The 17,892-nt window shown below is 41.6% G+C and carries 23 protein-coding genes and 1 tRNA gene; 18 read left to right on the forward strand and 6 right to left on the reverse strand.

Annotation, left to right across the window (positions count from 1 at the left end; all coding sequences use genetic code 11):
* The first annotated feature begins 8 nt into the window (after positions 1-8).
* Complete coding sequence (pstB, locus tag MKY10_RS09255) at positions 9-791, forward strand: phosphate ABC transporter ATP-binding protein PstB (protein ID WP_014480273.1); 783 nt, start codon at positions 9-11, stop codon at positions 789-791.
* 28 nt (positions 792-819) lie between these two features.
* On the opposite strand, the gene MKY10_RS09260 is transcribed toward pstB, so the two are convergent.
* Positions 820-1,284 carry an endolytic transglycosylase MltG gene (locus MKY10_RS09260; protein ID WP_014480272.1) on the reverse strand — a complete coding sequence of 155 codons (465 nt, stop codon included), beginning with the start codon at positions 1,282-1,284 and terminating at the stop codon, positions 820-822.
* A complete protein-coding gene (locus MKY10_RS09265) occupies positions 1,281-1,634 on the reverse strand; it encodes a hypothetical protein (protein WP_014477348.1) in 354 nt (117 codons plus the stop codon). The genes MKY10_RS09260 and MKY10_RS09265 overlap by 4 nt, the downstream gene beginning before the upstream one ends.
* Positions 1,635-1,813: 179 nt before the next feature.
* On the opposite strand from MKY10_RS09265, the gene MKY10_RS09270 reads away from it, so the two are divergent.
* The 12 genes from MKY10_RS09270 to MKY10_RS09325 all read left to right on the forward strand — a co-directional run bounded on the left by MKY10_RS09270 (position 1,814) and on the right by MKY10_RS09325 (position 12,082).
* On the forward strand, positions 1,814-2,284 hold the full coding sequence (locus tag MKY10_RS09270) for a hypothetical protein (protein ID WP_009967744.1): 471 nt from the start codon (positions 1,814-1,816) through the stop codon (positions 2,282-2,284).
* A complete protein-coding gene (locus tag MKY10_RS09275; RefSeq protein WP_029726711.1) occupies positions 2,281-3,360 on the forward strand; it encodes a glycosyltransferase family 4 protein in 1,080 nt (359 codons plus the stop codon). The genes MKY10_RS09270 and MKY10_RS09275 overlap by 4 nt, the downstream gene beginning before the upstream one ends.
* An 83-nt stretch (positions 3,361-3,443) precedes the next feature.
* Positions 3,444-3,593, forward strand: coding sequence for a 50S ribosomal protein L33 (rpmG, locus tag MKY10_RS09280; RefSeq protein ID WP_003153056.1), 150 nt, complete (start codon positions 3,444-3,446; stop codon positions 3,591-3,593).
* An 84-nt stretch (positions 3,594-3,677) separates the two neighbouring features.
* Positions 3,678-4,241, forward strand: a complete 564-nt coding sequence (locus MKY10_RS09285) for a 5-formyltetrahydrofolate cyclo-ligase (RefSeq protein ID WP_029726712.1) — start codon at positions 3,678-3,680, stop codon at positions 4,239-4,241.
* 66 nt (positions 4,242-4,307) lie between these two features.
* Positions 4,308-4,481 (forward strand): hypothetical protein, encoded by a 174-nt coding sequence (locus MKY10_RS09290; RefSeq protein ID WP_003230126.1) that lies wholly within the window; start codon positions 4,308-4,310, stop codon positions 4,479-4,481.
* A 90-nt stretch (positions 4,482-4,571) separates the two neighbouring features.
* Positions 4,572-6,095 (forward strand): rhomboid protease YqgP, encoded by a 1,524-nt coding sequence (gene yqgP / locus MKY10_RS09295; protein WP_003230128.1) that lies wholly within the window; start codon positions 4,572-4,574, stop codon positions 6,093-6,095.
* Between the two features lie 109 nt (positions 6,096-6,204).
* Positions 6,205-6,420: a YqgQ family protein gene (locus MKY10_RS09300; protein ID WP_004399107.1), complete on the forward strand. Its 216-nt coding sequence runs from the start codon at positions 6,205-6,207 to the stop codon at positions 6,418-6,420.
* A 10-nt stretch (positions 6,421-6,430) separates the two neighbouring features.
* Entirely contained in the window at positions 6,431-7,396 is a 966-nt protein-coding gene (glcK, locus tag MKY10_RS09305) for a glucose kinase GlcK (protein WP_003230132.1), read from the forward strand.
* 116 nt (positions 7,397-7,512) lie between these two features.
* Positions 7,513-9,429, forward strand: coding sequence for an LTA synthase family protein (locus MKY10_RS09310; protein WP_048655103.1), 1,917 nt, complete (start codon positions 7,513-7,515; stop codon positions 9,427-9,429).
* Between the two features lie 82 nt (positions 9,430-9,511).
* Positions 9,512-10,642 (forward strand): M14 family metallocarboxypeptidase, encoded by a 1,131-nt coding sequence (locus MKY10_RS09315; protein WP_015251708.1) that lies wholly within the window; start codon positions 9,512-9,514, stop codon positions 10,640-10,642.
* Between the two features lie 61 nt (positions 10,643-10,703).
* Positions 10,704-11,765 carry a hypothetical protein gene (locus MKY10_RS09320; protein WP_080348109.1) on the forward strand — a complete coding sequence of 354 codons (1,062 nt, stop codon included), beginning with the start codon at positions 10,704-10,706 and terminating at the stop codon, positions 11,763-11,765.
* A 2-nt stretch (positions 11,766-11,767) separates the two neighbouring features.
* On the forward strand, positions 11,768-12,082 hold the full coding sequence (locus MKY10_RS09325) for an MTH1187 family thiamine-binding protein (RefSeq protein ID WP_048655105.1): 315 nt from the start codon (positions 11,768-11,770) through the stop codon (positions 12,080-12,082).
* A gap of 31 nt (positions 12,083-12,113) precedes the next feature.
* On the opposite strand, the gene MKY10_RS09330 is transcribed toward MKY10_RS09325, so the two are convergent.
* Positions 12,114-12,287, reverse strand: a complete 174-nt coding sequence (locus MKY10_RS09330; protein WP_003230141.1) for a DUF2759 family protein — start codon at positions 12,285-12,287, stop codon at positions 12,114-12,116.
* A gap of 156 nt (positions 12,288-12,443) precedes the next feature.
* Here MKY10_RS09330 and MKY10_RS09335 point away from each other — a divergent pair, with 156 nt between their 5' ends.
* Positions 12,444-13,079: an MBL fold metallo-hydrolase gene (locus tag MKY10_RS09335; RefSeq protein WP_048655106.1), complete on the forward strand. Its 636-nt coding sequence runs from the start codon at positions 12,444-12,446 to the stop codon at positions 13,077-13,079.
* A gap of 39 nt (positions 13,080-13,118) precedes the next feature.
* On the opposite strand, the gene MKY10_RS09340 is transcribed toward MKY10_RS09335, so the two are convergent.
* Positions 13,119-13,364, reverse strand: a complete 246-nt coding sequence (locus MKY10_RS09340) for a DUF2626 domain-containing protein (protein ID WP_003226300.1) — start codon at positions 13,362-13,364, stop codon at positions 13,119-13,121.
* 231 nt (positions 13,365-13,595) lie between these two features.
* On the opposite strand from MKY10_RS09340, the gene mgsR reads away from it, so the two are divergent.
* The gene (mgsR, locus tag MKY10_RS09345; protein ID WP_339226414.1) at positions 13,596-13,976 is read left to right on the forward strand and encodes a transcriptional regulator MgsR; all 381 of its coding nucleotides are present in this window, start codon (positions 13,596-13,598) and stop codon (positions 13,974-13,976) included.
* Positions 13,977-14,042: 66 nt separating this feature from the next.
* On the opposite strand, the gene MKY10_RS09350 is transcribed toward mgsR, so the two are convergent.
* Positions 14,043-14,113 (reverse strand) — tRNA-Gln (locus MKY10_RS09350).
* Positions 14,114-14,199: 86 nt separating this feature from the next.
* Here MKY10_RS09350 and rsbRD point away from each other — a divergent pair.
* Complete coding sequence (rsbRD, locus tag MKY10_RS09355; protein WP_015714260.1) at positions 14,200-15,036, forward strand: RsbT co-antagonist protein RsbRD; 837 nt, start codon at positions 14,200-14,202, stop codon at positions 15,034-15,036.
* Positions 15,037-15,088: 52 nt separating this feature from the next.
* Here rsbRD and MKY10_RS09360 read toward each other — a convergent pair whose 3' ends face one another.
* Positions 15,089-16,417, reverse strand: a complete 1,329-nt coding sequence (locus MKY10_RS09360; RefSeq protein WP_003230150.1) for a hemolysin family protein — start codon at positions 16,415-16,417, stop codon at positions 15,089-15,091.
* Positions 16,418-16,559: 142 nt separating this feature from the next.
* On the opposite strand from MKY10_RS09360, the gene corA reads away from it, so the two are divergent.
* Both corA and MKY10_RS09370 read left to right on the forward strand, forming a co-directional pair.
* The gene (corA, locus tag MKY10_RS09365) at positions 16,560-17,513 is read left to right on the forward strand and encodes a magnesium transporter CorA (protein ID WP_015483432.1); all 954 of its coding nucleotides are present in this window, start codon (positions 16,560-16,562) and stop codon (positions 17,511-17,513) included.
* A gap of 1 nt (position 17,514) precedes the next feature.
* Positions 17,515-17,712, forward strand: a complete 198-nt coding sequence (locus MKY10_RS09370; RefSeq protein WP_014480259.1) for a CBS domain-containing protein — start codon at positions 17,515-17,517, stop codon at positions 17,710-17,712.
* Positions 17,713-17,892: the final 180 nt, after the last annotated feature.

The following is a 17,892-nucleotide window of genomic DNA, read 5'->3' on the forward strand; positions in this document are numbered from 1 at the left end:
GGGCGGCAATGAGTATTGCTACCGAAGCTGTAATGAAACAGGAAGTCTATCAAGTCAATGGAATGAACTTATGGTATGGACAGCATCATGCTTTAAAAAATATCAATTTGAGCATTTATGAAAATGAGGTTACGGCGATTATCGGTCCATCCGGATGCGGGAAATCGACCTTTATCAAGACATTGAATTTAATGATTCAAATGACGCCAAATGTAAAGCTTGCAGGTGAGCTGAACTATAATGGCAGCAATATTTTAAAGGATAAAGTGGACATCGTGGATTTACGGAAAAATATCGGCATGGTATTCCAAAAAGGGAATCCGTTTCCGCAATCTATTTTTGATAATGTGGCTTACGGACCGAGAGTCCACGGCACCAAAAATAAGAAGAAGCTTCAGGAAATTGTGGAAAAGTCATTAAAAGACGTGGCGTTATGGGATGAGGTGAAGGATCGATTGCATACGTCCGCTCTTTCGCTGTCAGGGGGCCAGCAGCAGCGTCTTTGCATCGCCAGAGCACTTGCGACCAATCCTGATATTTTGCTGATGGATGAACCGACATCTGCACTAGATCCAATCTCAACGAGAAAAATTGAAGAACTCATTCTAGAGCTGAAAAATAAATATACAATTGTCATTGTCACGCATAACATGCAGCAGGCAGCAAGGGTTTCTGATCAAACCGCCTTTTTCTACATGGGCGAGCTTGTTGAATGCGACAATACGAATAAAATGTTCTCTAACCCGAAGGACCAAAGAACGCTCGATTACATTTCAGGAAAGTTTGGATGAAAAAAACAGGCTGAGTCAGCCTGTTTTTTTATCGTGTTAACGTTTTTACGATCTTTTTGAAACTCATGTCTGATTTTACTTTAAACTCGCCGGCACGAATTTCTTTGTGATAGCCGGCATCAATGACATAGTCATTAAAGTCTTGAGCCGAAGAGATAATGCCCTCTTTTTCAAGAATAGCAGATACATCCGCAGTGCTCATGCCATCTTTAATTTTGAGCTTGTACGTTTTGACTTTGTCTGTTTTCGTGTCTGAGCTGCTGTCATCGGTCAACGATTTCTCTTTTGAATCAAGAAGTTTTTGATATTCATCACGGTTCACAGAAACCATTTTTTTAGAATCAAGGTAATTGTTCACGTCTTGTTCAGTTACTGTTTTATTATCTTTTACAGCAGCGGCCTGATCTTCGTCAGTCAGATAAAAAACAGCTGCAAGAACGGCTGTCGCTAAAATGATGCCGCCAGCAAATGCCTGAATGCCCCGTTTTGTCATACGAGCACCTTCTCATTATCTTTGATAATCGTATTCACGTCTTCCACTGATACATGCTCAGCTTTAGCAATCGCTTCAGCTGACATACCGTTATTATATTTAGAAAGTATTTGTTTAGCGATTTTTTGATTGATGTCGCTCTGCTTTGATTTGCGAATGACAAGGTTTGTTTCCAGTAATTCTTCCTCAAGCACTGTCATTTTCTTTTTGAGCTTGTAAATTTCCTGCATCGCAGAAAGCTGCAGTGTTTCGAGCTCCTGTTCTACATCTTTCATCGGGTCTCTTTGAGAATATGAGAATGCAATTAGCGCTATACTGACGATAAACAACGCAATAATAGCAATTTCCACGTTTCATCACCTTCTATTCTTTTTTTATCCTTCTTTTTTATACCATAAAACCAATAGTTTCTAAAGGAATTCGCGAAAAAAACGAGATTTTGTCGAGAAATCTTTCTTTGCTTCTTCTTTATGTAATGGTTTAATAGGAACACGAAGTGAACGATTGGAAAGGAGAATGTTAGGAGTCCATGGATAAACACCCATTTCCCTATAATATACGACATAAGCTTTCCTTTTTTAGGGACACATTCGACATAATCATTCAAAACGCTCACACCTTGACCGTAAGCTGGGAAATCTCGGAAGAAACAATGCGGCTGGCTGAAGCGGTCCTTTTCGAAAAAACGCAGGATATGATAAAAGAATTGCGCATTGTCATCAAAAGAAAAGACATTGAAGCTGTCAGGACAAAACGCACAACGTATGATAAAGGAGAATGGACGATTAGACAGGCGGCTGGTGATGCTGTATATCGGGCTGAATACAGAATTGTGAATTCAATGAATGTCTCTCTCAAGCTTGCCGGTACAGACGACATCTATCTTGATGAAAATGGGATTCGTCATATAAACAGTTTTCAGATTGAAGAAGCGCACACCAGGTGGGAGGCGCAATTTTCTGCATACACCTGTTATGGGAGAGGGGAAAAAGAACGGTGAACATTCTCATGCTTTCACCCGAACATCCCGATGAGCCGAAAAGCGGGCTCGGTGTCCATTTAAACCGCCTCATTTCCTATTTAAACCCTCATATCAACATTACGGTTTGTACTCCGAGCGGGCAGCTGTTTTCGTATGCGAAGTTTGAAGATTACATAGCTGATGCTAACTTTACAATGGTTCGCCATGTGTTATCACACAATAAACGCTTTGATCTGATTCATGCCCATGATGACACAACTGCCCCTGCCGCCCAGTATTTGAAACAACGGCTTGGCCTTCCGCTTGCTGCGACAATCCACGGTCTTGAAAGCGAAAGGAAGAAGGTGTGCCGAGAAGCCCCACACCCATACAGGCTCATGACCGAACGGCTCCTTATAGAATCCGCTGATGCATTGATCGTATTAAGCACATTTATGAAGCGGTCTCTTGATAAGGCGGCACATAAGAAAATAACCGCTATCCCGAGTCCTGCATCTATGGAGAAAGAGAAGGGGAAAATCCCGAGAAGCATGAATAGAAGATTCCTCTTTTCATATGGAAGGTTTGTTCCGGAAAAAGGATTATCGCAGCTGTTAAAGGTGTTTGCCATCTTGAAGCAGCGTCAGCCTGACCTCTATCTAGTGCTGGCTGGGGAGGGGCCGTCTCTGTCCTGCTATGAGAAATTGGCTGCGGCATATAACCTGAAGGATCGCGTCATGTTTCTGCCGTTTCTAAATAGGAAAGATATCAGAACGTTACTGTCTCACTGTGAAATGGCTGTTTTCCCTAGTTCTTATGAACCGTTTGGGCTTGCCGCGCAAGAAAGCATGGAACAAGGTGTGCTGACTGTCGTTTCTCGGTCAGGTGGTTTTTGTGATTATGCGGTTCATGACAAAACGGCAATCATCGCTGATTTTACGCTCGTACAGGAAGCGGCTGATCTGCTGGACAGTTTTTTAAAAGACCGGGAAAAAGCCCGCCGGATAAAAGAAGCTGGCAGACAACAAGTGTTCAAGCTCCACCACCCCCGACTCATTATGTCATCATATTTGCAGCTTTATGAGCGTATCTTCAATAATTCAGCAATTCATTGAAAAACAGCCTAGCATTCCGTCCATTATAGTGGTATTATATATAAGTCTGAATAAGTAAATGATTTTAGTTTGGAGGGAAAATAATGCGCGTTAATATTACTTTGGCTTGCACTGAATGTGGTGAGCGTAACTATATTTCTAAAAAGAACAAACGCAACAATCCAGACCGCGTTGAATTTAAAAAATATTGCCCACGTGATAAAAAATCTACGTTACACCGTGAAACAAAATAACAGCTTTGCTGTTTGAGGTGTAAGAAAAAAGCCAGAGCTTTGAAAAAGGTTCTGGCTTTTTTTCTATTCCGAGGGGGATGAGAGATGAAATCACAATTAAGAAAAAAGACGCTGGAGGCACTGTCTGCTTTATCAAATGAAGATCTGCTTCAAAAAACGGAACGTATGTATAAGTACTTGTTTTCTCTGCCGGAGTGGCAAAATGCCGGCACCATTGCGGTCACCATCTCCAGAGGATTAGAGATACCGACGCGTCCTGTCATTGAGCAGGCTTGGGAAGAAGGGAAACAAGTTTGCATCCCAAAATGCCATCCGGACACGAAGAAAATGCAATTTCGGACATATAAGACCGATGATCAGCTCGAAACCGTTTACGCCGGACTGCTCGAGCCGGTAATTGAAAAAACAAAAGAAGTAAACCCATCACAAATTGACTTGGTGATCGTTCCAGGTGTTTGTTTTGATGTTAACGGGTTTAGGGTCGGCTTTGGAGGCGGCTATTATGATCGCTATTTAAGTGAATATGAAGGGGAGACAGTCTCTTTGCTTTTGGAGTGCCAGCTGTTTGCGCACGTACCCCGTTTGCCGCATGACATCCCGGTACATAAGCTGATAACAGAGGATCGGATTATTTCTTGTTTTTCATAACTTTCCTGTCCCTTATTCGAGAATAAATAAGGCAGAATAACAAACCCTATTGGCAGGAGGGATATCATGAAAAAACTTTTGATATATGCCATTTTCGCGGTTTCTGCCGTCATGTTTTATCAAAATCGCTACCGTCTTATGAATACTGTACTCAGCCAGCCAGGAATCAGGCGGTCTTTTATCCATTTGTTTTTAAGAATTCCATTTATCCGCAATAAGTTTATACAGCAAGCTTTCTAAAATCCCGTGAAAAACGGGATTTTTTGCTTTCAGTAGGCGTTTCGGAGCGCCAGCTGTTATAATGAAAAAAAAACTATTGGAGCGGTAAACATGTTTTTGCTGGAGTATACATATTGGAAAATTGCGGCGCACCTGGTGAATAGCGGGTATGGCGTCATACAAGCCGGTGAGTCAGATGAAATATGGCTGGAAGCGCCGGACAAGTCCTCTCATGATCTAGTTCGTCTTTATAAGCACGATCTTGATTTCCGTCAAGAAATGGTTAGAGACATCGAAGAGCAGGCCGAACGAGTAGAACGAGTCAGACATCAATTGGGCAGACGAAGGATGAAGCTGCTGAATGTGTTTTTTTCAACGGAAGCCCCTGTTGATGACTGGGAAGAGATTGCAAAAAAAACTTTTGAGAAGGGAACTGTGTCAGTTGAGCCGGCGATCGTTAGAGGAACGATGCTTCGAGATGATCTTCAAGCGGTTTTTCCATCATTTCGTACAGAAGATTGTTCAGAGGAACACGCTTCGTTTGAAAACGCGCAAATGGCGCGAGAACGCTTCCTTTCGCTAGTGCTGAAACAAGAAGAACAGAGAAAAACTGAAGCGGCGGTTTTTCAAAACGGAAAACCGACTTTTACATATTTATTTATTGCGCTTCAGATCCTGATGTTTTTCTTGCTCGAAATAAACGGAGGCAGCACTAATACGGAGACACTGGTGGCTTTTGGAGCAAAAGAAAACAGCCTGATTGCACAAGGAGAATGGTGGCGGCTTCTGACACCGATCGTGCTTCACATCGGCATAGCGCATTTAGCTTTTAATACGCTGGCTTTATGGTCGGTTGGTACAGCGGTTGAGCGGATGTATGGATCGGGGAGATTTTTGCTGATTTATCTGGCTGCTGGCATTACGGGTTCGATTGCGAGTTTTGTGTTCAGCCCGTATCCTTCGGCAGGGGCATCAGGAGCCATATTCGGATGCTTAGGTGCATTACTGTATGTTGCTTTGTCTAATCGAAAAATGTTTTTAAGAACTATAGGAACCAATATTATTGTCATTATTATCATCAATCTGGGCTTTGGTTTTGCGGTTTCGAATATTGATAATTCAGGACATATCGGCGGCTTGATTGGCGGCTTTTTCGCTGCAGCAGCACTGGGGTTGCCTAAAGCCGGAGCCTTTGGAAAAAGATTGTTGTCAGCGGTTTTGCTGATTGCTTTGGCTGTTGGATTTTTATATTACGGATTGCATTCGCCTTCACACCAGGAGTCAGCGCTGATTCAGCAGGCAAGCGAGCTGTATCAGGAAGGAAAGTATGAAGAAGTAACAGAATTGCTGAACGGAGAAGCAGCGCAAAAAGATGCCTCTGCCGATCTTTTGAAAATTCTTGCTGTTTCTGATATTCAAATCGGCGAATATGATCAGGCGGTTTCCCTTTTGGAACGAGCAGTGAAAAAAGAACCTAAAGACCATGCTTCCTATTACAATTTAGCGTTATTGTATGCGGAAAAAAATGAGCTTGCACAAGCAGAAAAGGCCATCCAGACGGCTGTGAAACTGAAGCCGAAGGAGCAGCGCTACAAGGAGCTGCAGCGGCAAATTGAAAACAATAAAGAATCATAGAGGTGGAATATGGAAAGGAAGCTGGCTTTTTTGTCAGCGTTTTCTTCTTGACTGACCGCTTCCTTATGAATACGCTTATGATAGTTAAGTTCAAGAAATGGTGAGGAAAATGAATACATTTTATGATGTGCAGCAGCTGTTAAAAACGTTTGGCCACATTGTTTATTTTGGAGACAGAGAGCTTGAAATTGAGTTTATGCTGGATGAATTAAAGGAATTATACATGAACCACATGATTGAAAAGGAGCAGTGGGCCAGAGCGGCAGCTGTCCTTCGAAAAGAATTGGAACAAACAAAAAACGGAAGAGATTTTTATAAAGGCTAAGGTGATAAAAATGGACGAGATATGGTTTGCGGGCATTGACCTGGGAGGAACGACGATTAAACTCGCTTTTATTAATCAATATGGCGAAATTCAGCATAAGTGGGAAGTTCCGACTGATAAAACCGGCGACACGATTACTGTCACAATTGCAAAAACAATCGACAGCAAGCTGGATGAGCTGCAAAAACCGAAGCACATCATCAAATACATCGGAATGGGTGCACCAGGCCCTGTAGATATGGCGGCAGGAGTGGTTTATGAAACAGTAAATCTAGGGTGGAAAAATTATGCTTTGAAAAACCATCTGGAGACAGAAACCGGCATCCCAGCTGTTATAGAAAATGACGCGAATATTGCTGCGCTCGGGGAAATGTGGAAGGGAGCGGGTGATGGCGCAAAAGACGTCATTCTCGTGACGCTTGGCACAGGAGTTGGCGGCGGCATCATTGCAAATGGTGAAATTGTACATGGTATAAATGGCGCCGGCGGAGAAATCGGCCATATTTGCAGCATCCCTGAAGGCGGAGCGCCCTGCAACTGCGGCAAAACGGGCTGTATCGAAACAATTGCGTCAGCAACCGGAATTGTAAGAATTGCAAAAGAAAAAATAGCAAATGCTAAAAAGACGACACGTTTAAAAGCAACCGAACAATTGTCAGCGCGGGATGTGTTTGAAGCGGCGGGTGAAAATGATGAAATTGCCCTTGAGGTGGTTGATTATGTAGCCAAGCATCTTGGTTTGGTGCTCGGAAATTTGGCAAGCTCGCTTAATCCATCCAAAATCGTTCTTGGCGGCGGCGTATCGAGAGCCGGAGAACTGCTGAGATCAAAAGTCGAGAAAACATTCCGCAAATGCGCGTTTCCGCGGGCAGCCCAAGCTGCTGATATTTCAATCGCAGCACTTGGAAATGATGCCGGCGTTATCGGAGGCGCTTGGATCGCTAAAAATGAATGGCTGAAACATCAAAATTGTTAAAATTGTGTAAATGAAATTGATTTTTTGTTGTGCTCAGGTTAAGATTTAATTTGATGTGTTAATGAGAATGTTGGGAATAGACTGATTTTTTTGAGCGTGCTGCATAGGAGGTTGAAATGCGAAAAACGTTTTTTTCGAAGATTTCATTTATGCTGATTGCCATTTTATTGATGTGGCTGAAAACGTATGCTGTTTACAAAACCAGTTTTCATATTAAAATCGACAATCTAACACAGGAATTTATTCTGTTTATCAACCCATTGAGTTTTTTGTTGCTTATTTTTGGCCTCAGCCTGTTTTTAAAAGGCAAAAACAGAAATCGCTACATTATCGCGATGAGCTGTCTTGTCACGTTTGTATTGCTGGCAAATATGGTTTTTTACCGTTTTTACAATGATTTCTTAACAATCCCTGTTCTTTTTCAAACGAGCAATATGGGTGATCTCGGAAGCAGCATCGGAACACTTCTTGAGCCGACAGACCTCCTATTAGCTGTAGATATTGCGGTTTTAATATGGCTTCACATCCGGCAAAAAGCTTTTCAATCGGACATTCCCTCAACGAAAAATGAACGGGCGGCTTATTTTTTGTTCGTTGCTTCTGTTTATTTCTTCAACCTGGGCTTGTCTGAGGCGGAAAGGCCTCAGCTATTGACACGCTCATTTGACAGAGAAATGCTTGTTAAAAACATTAGCCTGTTTAATTTTCATATTTACGATGGCGTTCTTCAGTCAAAGCAATCCGCACAGAGAGCGTTGGCAGACAGCAACAGCCTGACGGAGATTGAAAACTACGTAACCGCTAATGCGAAGGATGCCAACAAACGCTTATTCGGCGCTGCAAAAGGAAGGAACGTCATTCTCGTATCCTTAGAGTCGACGCAAAGCTTCGTGATTAATGAAAAATTGAATGGAGAAGAAATCACGCCTTTTCTGAATGACTTTATAAAACAGAGCTACAACTTTAATAATGTTTACCACCAAACAGGCCAGGGGAAAACCTCGGATTCTGAATTTATCGTGGACAATTCACTGTATCCGCTTGGACGAGGTGCCGTATTTTTTACGAATGCGGGCAATCAATATATGGCCGCTCCTGAAATTTTGAAAAACAGCGGATACTATTCAGCGGTGCTCCACGCTAATAATAAGAGCTTTTGGAATCGTGATTTAATGTACGACTCATTTGGATATGATTCGTTTTTTGATATTAACTCGTATGATGTAACTGACGAAAATTCAGTCGGCTGGGGACTTAAGGATAAAGAATTTTTTGAGCAGTCTTCAGAGCTGATGAAAAATCTGCCTCAGCCGTTTTACTCGAGGCTGATTACACTGACGAACCACTTCCCGTTTGATCTTGATGAAGAGGACCAATTGATTGATGAATATGATTCAAGCAGCCAGACGCTAAATAAATATTTTCCGACAGTGCGTTATCAGGATGAGGCGCTGAAACGGTTTATCGAAAAGCTGAAGGAAGACGGGTTATACGACAACTCTGTTATTGTATTATATGGTGACCATTATGGTATATCAGAAAACCATAATGAAGCGATGGGGCAGTTTTTAAGAAAAGAAATAACCCCATTTGAAGAGGTACAGCTCCAAAAAGTGCCGCTGGTCATTCATATTCCGGGTATTACTGATAAAAAGCCGCAAACCATTGAAACAGTAGGCGGGCAGATTGATATCAGGCCGACGCTGATGAATCTTTTAGGGATTGATACGAAAGATCAAATTCAATTCGGCAACGATCTGCTTTCAGACGAAAAACTGGACTTCACGGTGCTCCGGGACGGGAGCTTTATCACAGATCAGGTTGTTTATACAGACGGTGCGTGTTATGACAAAGAGACGGGAAAACCGTTAGAAGAGACAAAACAATGTGAAGCATTTGCTGATAAAGCAAAACAGGAGCTATCACTTTCTGATGAAATCATTTATGGGGATTTGTTGCGATTTTATGACCAGAAAAGGCTGGACAATTCGTCAAAGCGGAAAGAAAAACAAATGCTTGATCAGGCATCATAATCACAATGTCTCCCGCATCGAAGTGAGCGGGAGGCTTTCTTTTTTTAAATACGCTGTCATATAGTAACAAAAAAGGGGGATGATGATGGCGTTTATTACTGTGAAACCTGAGATCAAGAACAATTTGGCCAATGTGGCGAAAGAACTGAAGATAGACGAGGAATTGCTTAAAAGTGCAAATCGCTCCGCACAAAAACATCAATTGTATTGCCCTGGTTATGTGATAGAGGAGCATAGCGGCAAAGAGCTTCAAACCATTCAGGACATAAAGCGCTTTTTACAGCCTCGGCAGCTGAAACTTTCAGATAGCTGGATTGAGCAAGAGAAAATCTATGATGATTCAGCTGTTGAAAAGGAAATAAAGAAGATTATTGATGTTTTTCCGTTTGTCTCATGCCGGGAAATTGGCCGTTCTGTACTCGGCAGGCCTATCTGGGAGCTGAAGGCTGGTGGGGAGCATGCCGTAAAAAAGGTCCATATGAACGCGTCATTTCATGCGAATGAGTGGATTACAACGTCTGTCCTGCTAAAATGGTTTAAGGAATACTGTATGTCATTATGCTGCAATTCGCCTTTCTTTGGCTTTTCTCCCATAAAGCTGTTTAACAGCACATCCTTATCCCTCGTTCCTCTTGTCAATCCGGATGGCGTTGATCTTGTTTTAAACGGATCAGAAGTCATGGGAGCCAGAAGAGATGAACTCGAAAGGCTAAATGAACATCGTCCAAATTTTAATGAATGGAAGGCGAATATAAACGGGGTTGATTTAAATAAACAATTTCCATCATTATGGGAAATTGAAAAATACCGAAAACCGACAGCACCCAGCTACCGCGATTTTCCGGGAATCTCTCCGCTTACGGAGCCGGAATCTATTGCGATGTACCGGCTGATCACGGAGAATCCGCCTGACAGACTGCTGGCTCTTCATACTCAAGGAGAAGAAATTTATTGGGGCTATAAAGGCCTTGAGCCTGAGGAATCTGCTGCCGTCATAAAGGATTTTGAGGAGTTAAGCGGGAACATTTATAAGGGAGTAAGGGATATAGATAGCTATGCTGGATTTCGTGATTGGTTTATTCACCATTATTTTAAGGAAGGGTATACGGTGGAACTTGGAAAAGGCCAAAATCCTTTGCCGTTTCAGCAGTTTTCACACATATATAACGCCACAAGCGGTATATTGTGGAGGGCGTTATTTTTTCATGAGTAACTGAAACTTTTTCTTTTTTCTGCCGAAGCAAATATGAGAGAATAAAGATGATCGGAGGGGAATGCTGATGAGATCAGTTTGTTTTATTCTGCTGGCGGTATTGCTGTTTAGTTTATCGGCATGCGAACCATCTCATCAGCAGCAAAAACAGGCATCGGCGGCAAAAGATGAGAAAAAAGACATCATACCGCTTTCCGCGGAAAAAGCGGATGGGGTGGAAGGCTGGCTGAATAACAGCACAATATTATATACTGCGTCTAATCCGACGAAAACAGAGCTTTTTGCGTACCGCATCTTTACAGGCAAAGCGAAAAAGCTCTATCAAACGGATGGTCAAATCGTTGATGTTCAAATCAATGCGAGGGAGCAGATGATTCTGCTGCAAATCACACATAGCCAAAAGACGGCAGTGGTTTTGCTTAATGCAGAAGGAGAGACGCTTTACGAAAAAGATTACGAAACGTATGAGCTTGAAGCTGCTTGGAATCAGTATGATCCTTATCAAATGATGGTGACGGAATTCAATGAAAACTGGGATTTCCATACATATCAGGTGAATGCTAAAAAAGACGAATCTTTCTTAAGCCCAGTACAGGTTCCGTTCATTCATTGGACATCAAAAAATACATTTGATTATGTAAAAGAGGGAAGAGACGATAAAACAGGGCCTTTATATACGTTCGATACAGCTTCTAAGACGGAACAGAAGCTTGAGGATAACGTTCTATTCTTCGATTCTTTCCATCAAATGAGTTTTACTGTCAAATCAGCTTCCGGAGGAAAAGGGACGTATCAGTTTAAAACGCCGCAATCAACATCACCTGTTACAGCGAAATGGCCGCTCCAAGCGAAATATACAAGTTTGGCTCCAATGGAGTATGACTATGATGAAGCAGGAGGCCTGTTTTATACATTCAAACAAAGCGGCGATGCATATAAGCTCGCAGCAGTCAATGTAGCATCGGGAGAGACAAAAGATCTTGTGTCTCTGCGGGAAATGGAGCCGATTCAAATATCTCCGAACGGGAAATATGCGTTATACGGCTTTCATTTTGAGCAAATTATTTTATTGAAATCACATGAAACGAAGCAACTCATCATTGATCAAAAGGAGATGGAATAACGATGGCTATCGCAGATGTAACCATTATCCCAATCGGTACGGAAACACCCAGTGTCAGTGCTTACGTAGCCGATGTGCAAAAGATATTAGAAGGATATCAAGCAGAAGGGAAAATCAAATATCAGCTGACACCGATGAATACGCTGATCGAGGGAGAACTCAGTGACCTTTTTGCAGTCATTCAGGCAATTCACGAAGCGCCACTTCAAAAAGGATTGCACAGAGTGGCAACGAATATCCGTATCGATGACAGGCGTGACAAAAAAACGACGCTTGAGAGCAAAATAGAAAGTGTCAATAAACATTTACAGCCATAAAAATAAACCTGTATCCGATCGGATACAGGTTTTAATGTGCGGTTGGATACCCGCTGTTTATTACGGTCATCACGGTAAACCATCCAAAGACAAATAAGGTGGCACCGGCTAATAAAAACCCGAGTATATTTTTATTTCTAACAGAACGCAAGACTCCCCATAAAGCGAAAAGAGCGACAAGGCCGAAAATCACGACAAGTAACATAACACAGCCCCCTTTACATTGAAAAACCTGCAATTCTTTCCAGTTTTATTCTACCTGTTTTTTATAGGTTTGTCGATAGCGTTTTCATTGCGATTGTTTGAATCTTTTTTAAAAAACCCTCATAATAAGAGCATAAAAAAGAAAGAGGTGATAATAGTGAAATGGAGACGAATGCCAGTAGGGCCGATTCAAGCTAACGCATATTTTCTCATCAATGATGATCAATGCCTGATTTTTGATCCGGGCGGCGAGGGACATAAAATCAATCAATACATAAAAGAAAAAGGGCTGACGCCTTTAGCCATTTTGCTTACACATGCCCATTTTGACCATATTGGGGCGCTTGATGAAGTGAGAGAAAAATGGGATATTCCTGTTTACCTGCATCAAAATGAAAAAAATTGGCTTACGGATGCTTCTTTAAACGGCTCCGGCATGCTGCGAGGGATAGAAGTAACAGCTAAGCCTGCAGATCATCTAATTGAAGGCGACGGTGAGTTGAATATCGGGCCGTTTCATTTGGAAACATTATTTACGCCGGGACATTCACCAGGCAGTGTGTCTTACTACGTGAAAGATGCAGACTTGGTCATCTCCGGAGATGTCTTGTTCCAAGGCGGTATAGGACGTACGGATTTAATAGGCGGCGATCAAGAGACGCTGCTGACGTCCATTCATGAAAAACTGCTTACGCTTCCGGAACACACGCTGGTGTTAAGCGGCCATGGACCTGAAACAAACGTACTGACTGAGCAGGACCAAAATCCGTTTTTAAATGGGTTTTCATTGTAAAAAAAGAGACAAACCGATAAGGTTTGTCTCTTTCTGCATTTAATGGCCTCCGCCGCCGGGCACCATAATAAAAATTGAGTAATATGTAAAGCCGGCGAAGAAAATCGTTAAATAAGCGCCAAAAATATAAATATACATGCGTTCGGTTAAGTTCAAATACGATAGAAACACAAATAAGATCGTCTGTCCAAAAAATAAAAGGGAAGCATCTTTCATATCACCTAAATAAAACATGACTGCAAAAATTCCCGTCCAAAATCCTAACACCCGGAACATGCGATTCATTTTTATCCCCTCCCGAGAGTCCCTCTGACTGTTATTATAATGGATCACACCTAGAAATGTAAACATTTTCATTATTAATATACAAATGGAATTTGTCCCTTTGATTGTGTTTTCTATTGTATGAATGTTTTTAAAAAAATAATCCGAAAAAAGTTCTGTAAATGGTTTAAATGAAAAATGATCCGGGTAGTTATTCTACAAAGAGATGGTTAACTGAGGAGGAAAAAACGAATGGAACAACAATTAACTTTTTACTCATATCCAAGCTGCACGTCATGCCGAAAAACAAAACATTGGCTTAAAGCACATCAAATTGAATTTAACGAACGGCACTTATTCAGAGAAACCCCGACAAGAGAAGAATTAAAGTACATTTTATCGTTAACGACAGAAGGAATTGATGAAATTTTGGCGACAAGAAGCCAGACTTTCAAAAATTTAAATTTAAACATTGAAGAAATGACGGTAAATGAGGTGCTGGAACTTTTAATCGAGAAGCCGAAGCTTTTGCGACGCCCGATTCTAGTAGACAACAAAAAGCTGGTGATTGGTTATAACCTGGGAGAACTGTTGAAGTTATCGAAGAAGAAAACGGTTCATCAATCTGCATGATGAAAAACCGAAGATCCGCTGATTTATTCGAATCAGCTTGTCTTCGGTTTTTCACCTGTTCAGAAACTGGGCTAGCTGGATTCGAACCAACGATCACGGAGTCAAAGTCCATTGCCTTACCGCTTGGCTATAGCCCATTGAATCTAAACATAGTATGTGTAAAGGCAGACGCGTTATACATATATAGCGTACATTTTTCAAAAACAGGAGGTAGCTCATTAAGATGATAGCTCTTGATCAGCACTTAACAGAGCACAAAGAAGATATCACGCAACAATGGCTGGAAGTTTGTACATCAACAGGCAGCTGGCTGTATTCAGCGAAAGATCAGCAAAAACTAGAACAAAAGTTAAAAGACCAGCATGAATTATTGGTGACCATCGTAGCAAAATCCCTTAGAAAAGAAGACGTAGAGGATGAGCTCAACCGGTGGTCTCTTCAATGCGCCAGAGACCGTGCCGTTCATGAAGTGACGGTTACACAAAGTGTCGGCCAGTTTAACACTTTCAGGCACATCATGTTTGAATGGATTCATAAATTCAGCGAAGCTTCTTCTCAAGACATCAGCATTCAGGAATTTTATGAGTGGAGCCGGATCTTGAATCAAAACATTGATGAGATCATCGAAGTGTTTACGGAAGAATATCACCAGGTGACCATGATACAATTAAACGCGCAAAAAGAAATGATTAATGAATTGAGTGCGCCGATTATGCCGATTACTGATGGAATTGGGATTCTTCCGCTTGTCGGTGAAATTGATACGCACAGAGCGAGGACGATTTTGGAGTCTGTGCTGGAGCAGTGCTCAGCGTTAAAGCTCTCGTATTTATTTTTAGATATTTCGGGCGTTCCTATCGTTGATACCATGGTAGCCTATCAAATTTTTAAAGTGATTGACAGCACCAAATTGCTCGGCATTGAGACGATTATTTCAGGAATCAGGCCGGAAATTGCCCAAACTGTCGTGAAGCTGGGTCTGGATTTTTCGAATGTGAAAACCGAGCAAAGTCTTGCTAAAGCCCTGGCCAATAAAGGGTTTAAAATAAAAGAGTGTTGATGCCTTTGCCATGTTTATCTTGAAAGATAGCAGCTGAACAGCCTTTCACGGGCTATTCAGCTTTTTTAACTTCTATAAATAAAATGTGATGGCTGTTGATGTCTTTTACCTTAAAAGAGTAGCCATCATATTCTATGGTACTTTCAGGCTCAGCGTCTATGTTTTGTGTCAAAAACCAGCCGCCCAAGGTGTCTACTTCTGCGTCCGATAAATCGGTTCCAAGCAGGCTGTTAACATCGCTGATTAATAATTTTGCATTTAACAAGTAATGATCCTTTCCAAGTTCGCGGATATGAGGCACTTCATCCGCATCAAATTCATCACGGATTTCTCCTACAATTTCCTCGATAATATCCTCGACAGTGACCAAACCGGACGTCCCGCCATATTCATCTATGAGGATCGCCATATGAGTGCGTTCCTTTTGCATTTTCAGCAATAGTTTATAAATAGGAATCGTCTCAATGACATGGATAACGGGCTGTACGAAAGGTTCAATTTGATGCTTCTTGATTGAAAAATCTTTCGTCAGCATGGAAAACAGCACTTCTTTCATATTAATCACGCCAATAACGTTATCTTTATCCTCTCTTACAACTGGGTACCGTGTATATTTTGTTTGCTTGACTGTTTCCTGAAGATTTGAAATGGAGTCTTCATCTAGTGACAAACTGACCATTTCATTTCGCGGCACCATAATTTCCTTTGCCATTCGTTTATCAAAGGTGAAGATATTATTCATGTACTTTAATTCACTTTTTCTAATCTCGCCGCTTTTATAGCTTTCAGCCAATAGGACCCGAAGTTCTTCCTCTGTATATGCCAGCTCGTGCTCTGATGCCGGCTTCAGTCCAAACACTCCTGTAATCAATCGGGCAGAGTGGTTCAACAGCCAAATGAATGGAAACATGATCTTATAAAACCAAATAAGCGGTTTAGCGAACAACAAGGTAATGCTTTCTGCTTTTTGAATGGCGAAACTCTTTGGAGCCAGCTCCCCGATAACGACATTTAAATACGTAACCGCTAAAAATGCGATGACGAGTGAAAGCAGGTGGGTAAGCGATTCATTTAAGCCTGCTTTATGAAAAAGCGGTCGAAGCAGAGTTTGCACAGTCGGTTCCCCAAGCCATCCCAGTCCTAATGCTGCGACTGTGATGCCCAGCTGACAGGCTGATAAATATTCATCAAGGTGAGTGATGACATGCTTTGCCGCTTTAGCACCTTTCTTTCCTTTTGCGACAAGCTGATCAATTTTGGACCGCCGCACTTTCACGATTGAAAATTCTACGGCAACAAAAAATCCTGTTAACAAAATGAGAATAGCGACTGCTAGTAAATTGACAAATTCCAAAACAACTGCCTTCTCCAAGGAAGGCATGCACCTCCCTTTTCCGATGTCTTTCTACATTCCATACCACCTGAAAATGCTCATAAAACATGTGTTGAAGCGGCAGACTGGTTTAGTGACGCGGTTATTGGGCAATTAAAGAATAAAGAACAAAAGTTTGGAGGATCTTGACATGAAGGCACATACAGGAAAGGATTGGTTTTGGTACCAAATGGGGCCTCAAGAAAGAAGTAAGGCAAGAGATCTAATCCATTTTTCTCACTGGCCTCAGTGTGAAAAGTGGTTTGAAAATAACCATCACGTTAATTTTTTGCGAGTAGATACAACTGAAACGGAAAATGAAGCGGTATTTGGGTCGATTGTTTATGATCAGGGGCTTGGTGAAGAAAAAGACCATACTGTTTTTCACTTTTATATCACCAGACAATATTTTTTTACAATCAATTTTGATTTTTCGATTTTGAGAGAGATTAAAGGCAAAGAAGTTGTCCGGCAAATGGAAAGAGCGGACAATGCGATAGAGGGGTTTTTAATTCTTCTCGGCGAACTAATGAATGCGTATTTAATCGGTGTTGATGAATTTGAAGTAAAGCTGAGAAAGCTTAGATGGCAGATTAAAGACGACAATAGCAAAAGCATTTTAAACCGTGTCCATCTCCTGCGCCATGAACTGATGATTTGGAAAAATTTGATACTAAGCGCTAAAAAAATTGAAATGGCGTTGAAAGAAACCTTTTTACCTCAAAATGAAGAGAAAAAGGATTATCAGCGGACACAACTGAAGATTGACAGGGGATTTACATACATCAGCGAATTTGAAGGGGAGCTTAACAATCTGCTGCATTCAGAGGAAGTCATTACCTCACATAGGGGGAATGAAATTGTAAAAGCGCTGACCATTTTCACGACGCTTTTTACGCCGATTACAGCTCTGGGGGCCTTATGGGGGATGAACTTTTCAGTGATGCCGGAACTGAATTGGAAATACGGATATCTCTTTTCTCTCTTATTGATTGTCACATCTACAGTTCTGATCTATCTCTATTTGAGGAAAAAAGGCTGGACGGGAGATATGCTGCAGGAGCGGAAGAAGAAAAAGAAACCTCGAAAAAGGCGGACTCTATAGGATGTTTCATATTTTGTACAGCGTGCCCCGTTTTTTCACCAGTCATATCAGGGTGACCGGATACGATGTCAAGGCGCTTATGGCAGAGCATCAAATCCGCCGTTTACCGATTCTTGAATATGGCCAAATTGCCGGTATTGTTGCATTAGGCGACCTTTCCGTTGAGAAAGATACTGGTCAAAAAGCGAAAACAGCATAATGAAAATGGAATCTAGCAGGCATGGTGACCATGTCTGCTTTTTTATTTATAGGGAAAATTATAATGACAGGGGTACATTCAGTTGAAAGTCTTTTTTCTTGCCAGAAAGAATTGGTTTTTCAGCATATAACATCTCACAAAATCACGTTTTCCCTGTTTGATTACCTTTTCTTCTTTTTC

Origin of the sequence: Bacillus sp. FSL P4-0290 (assembly GCF_037975435.1) — a bacterium.
Classification (GTDB): domain Bacteria; phylum Bacillota; class Bacilli; order Bacillales; family Bacillaceae; genus Bacillus; species Bacillus subtilis.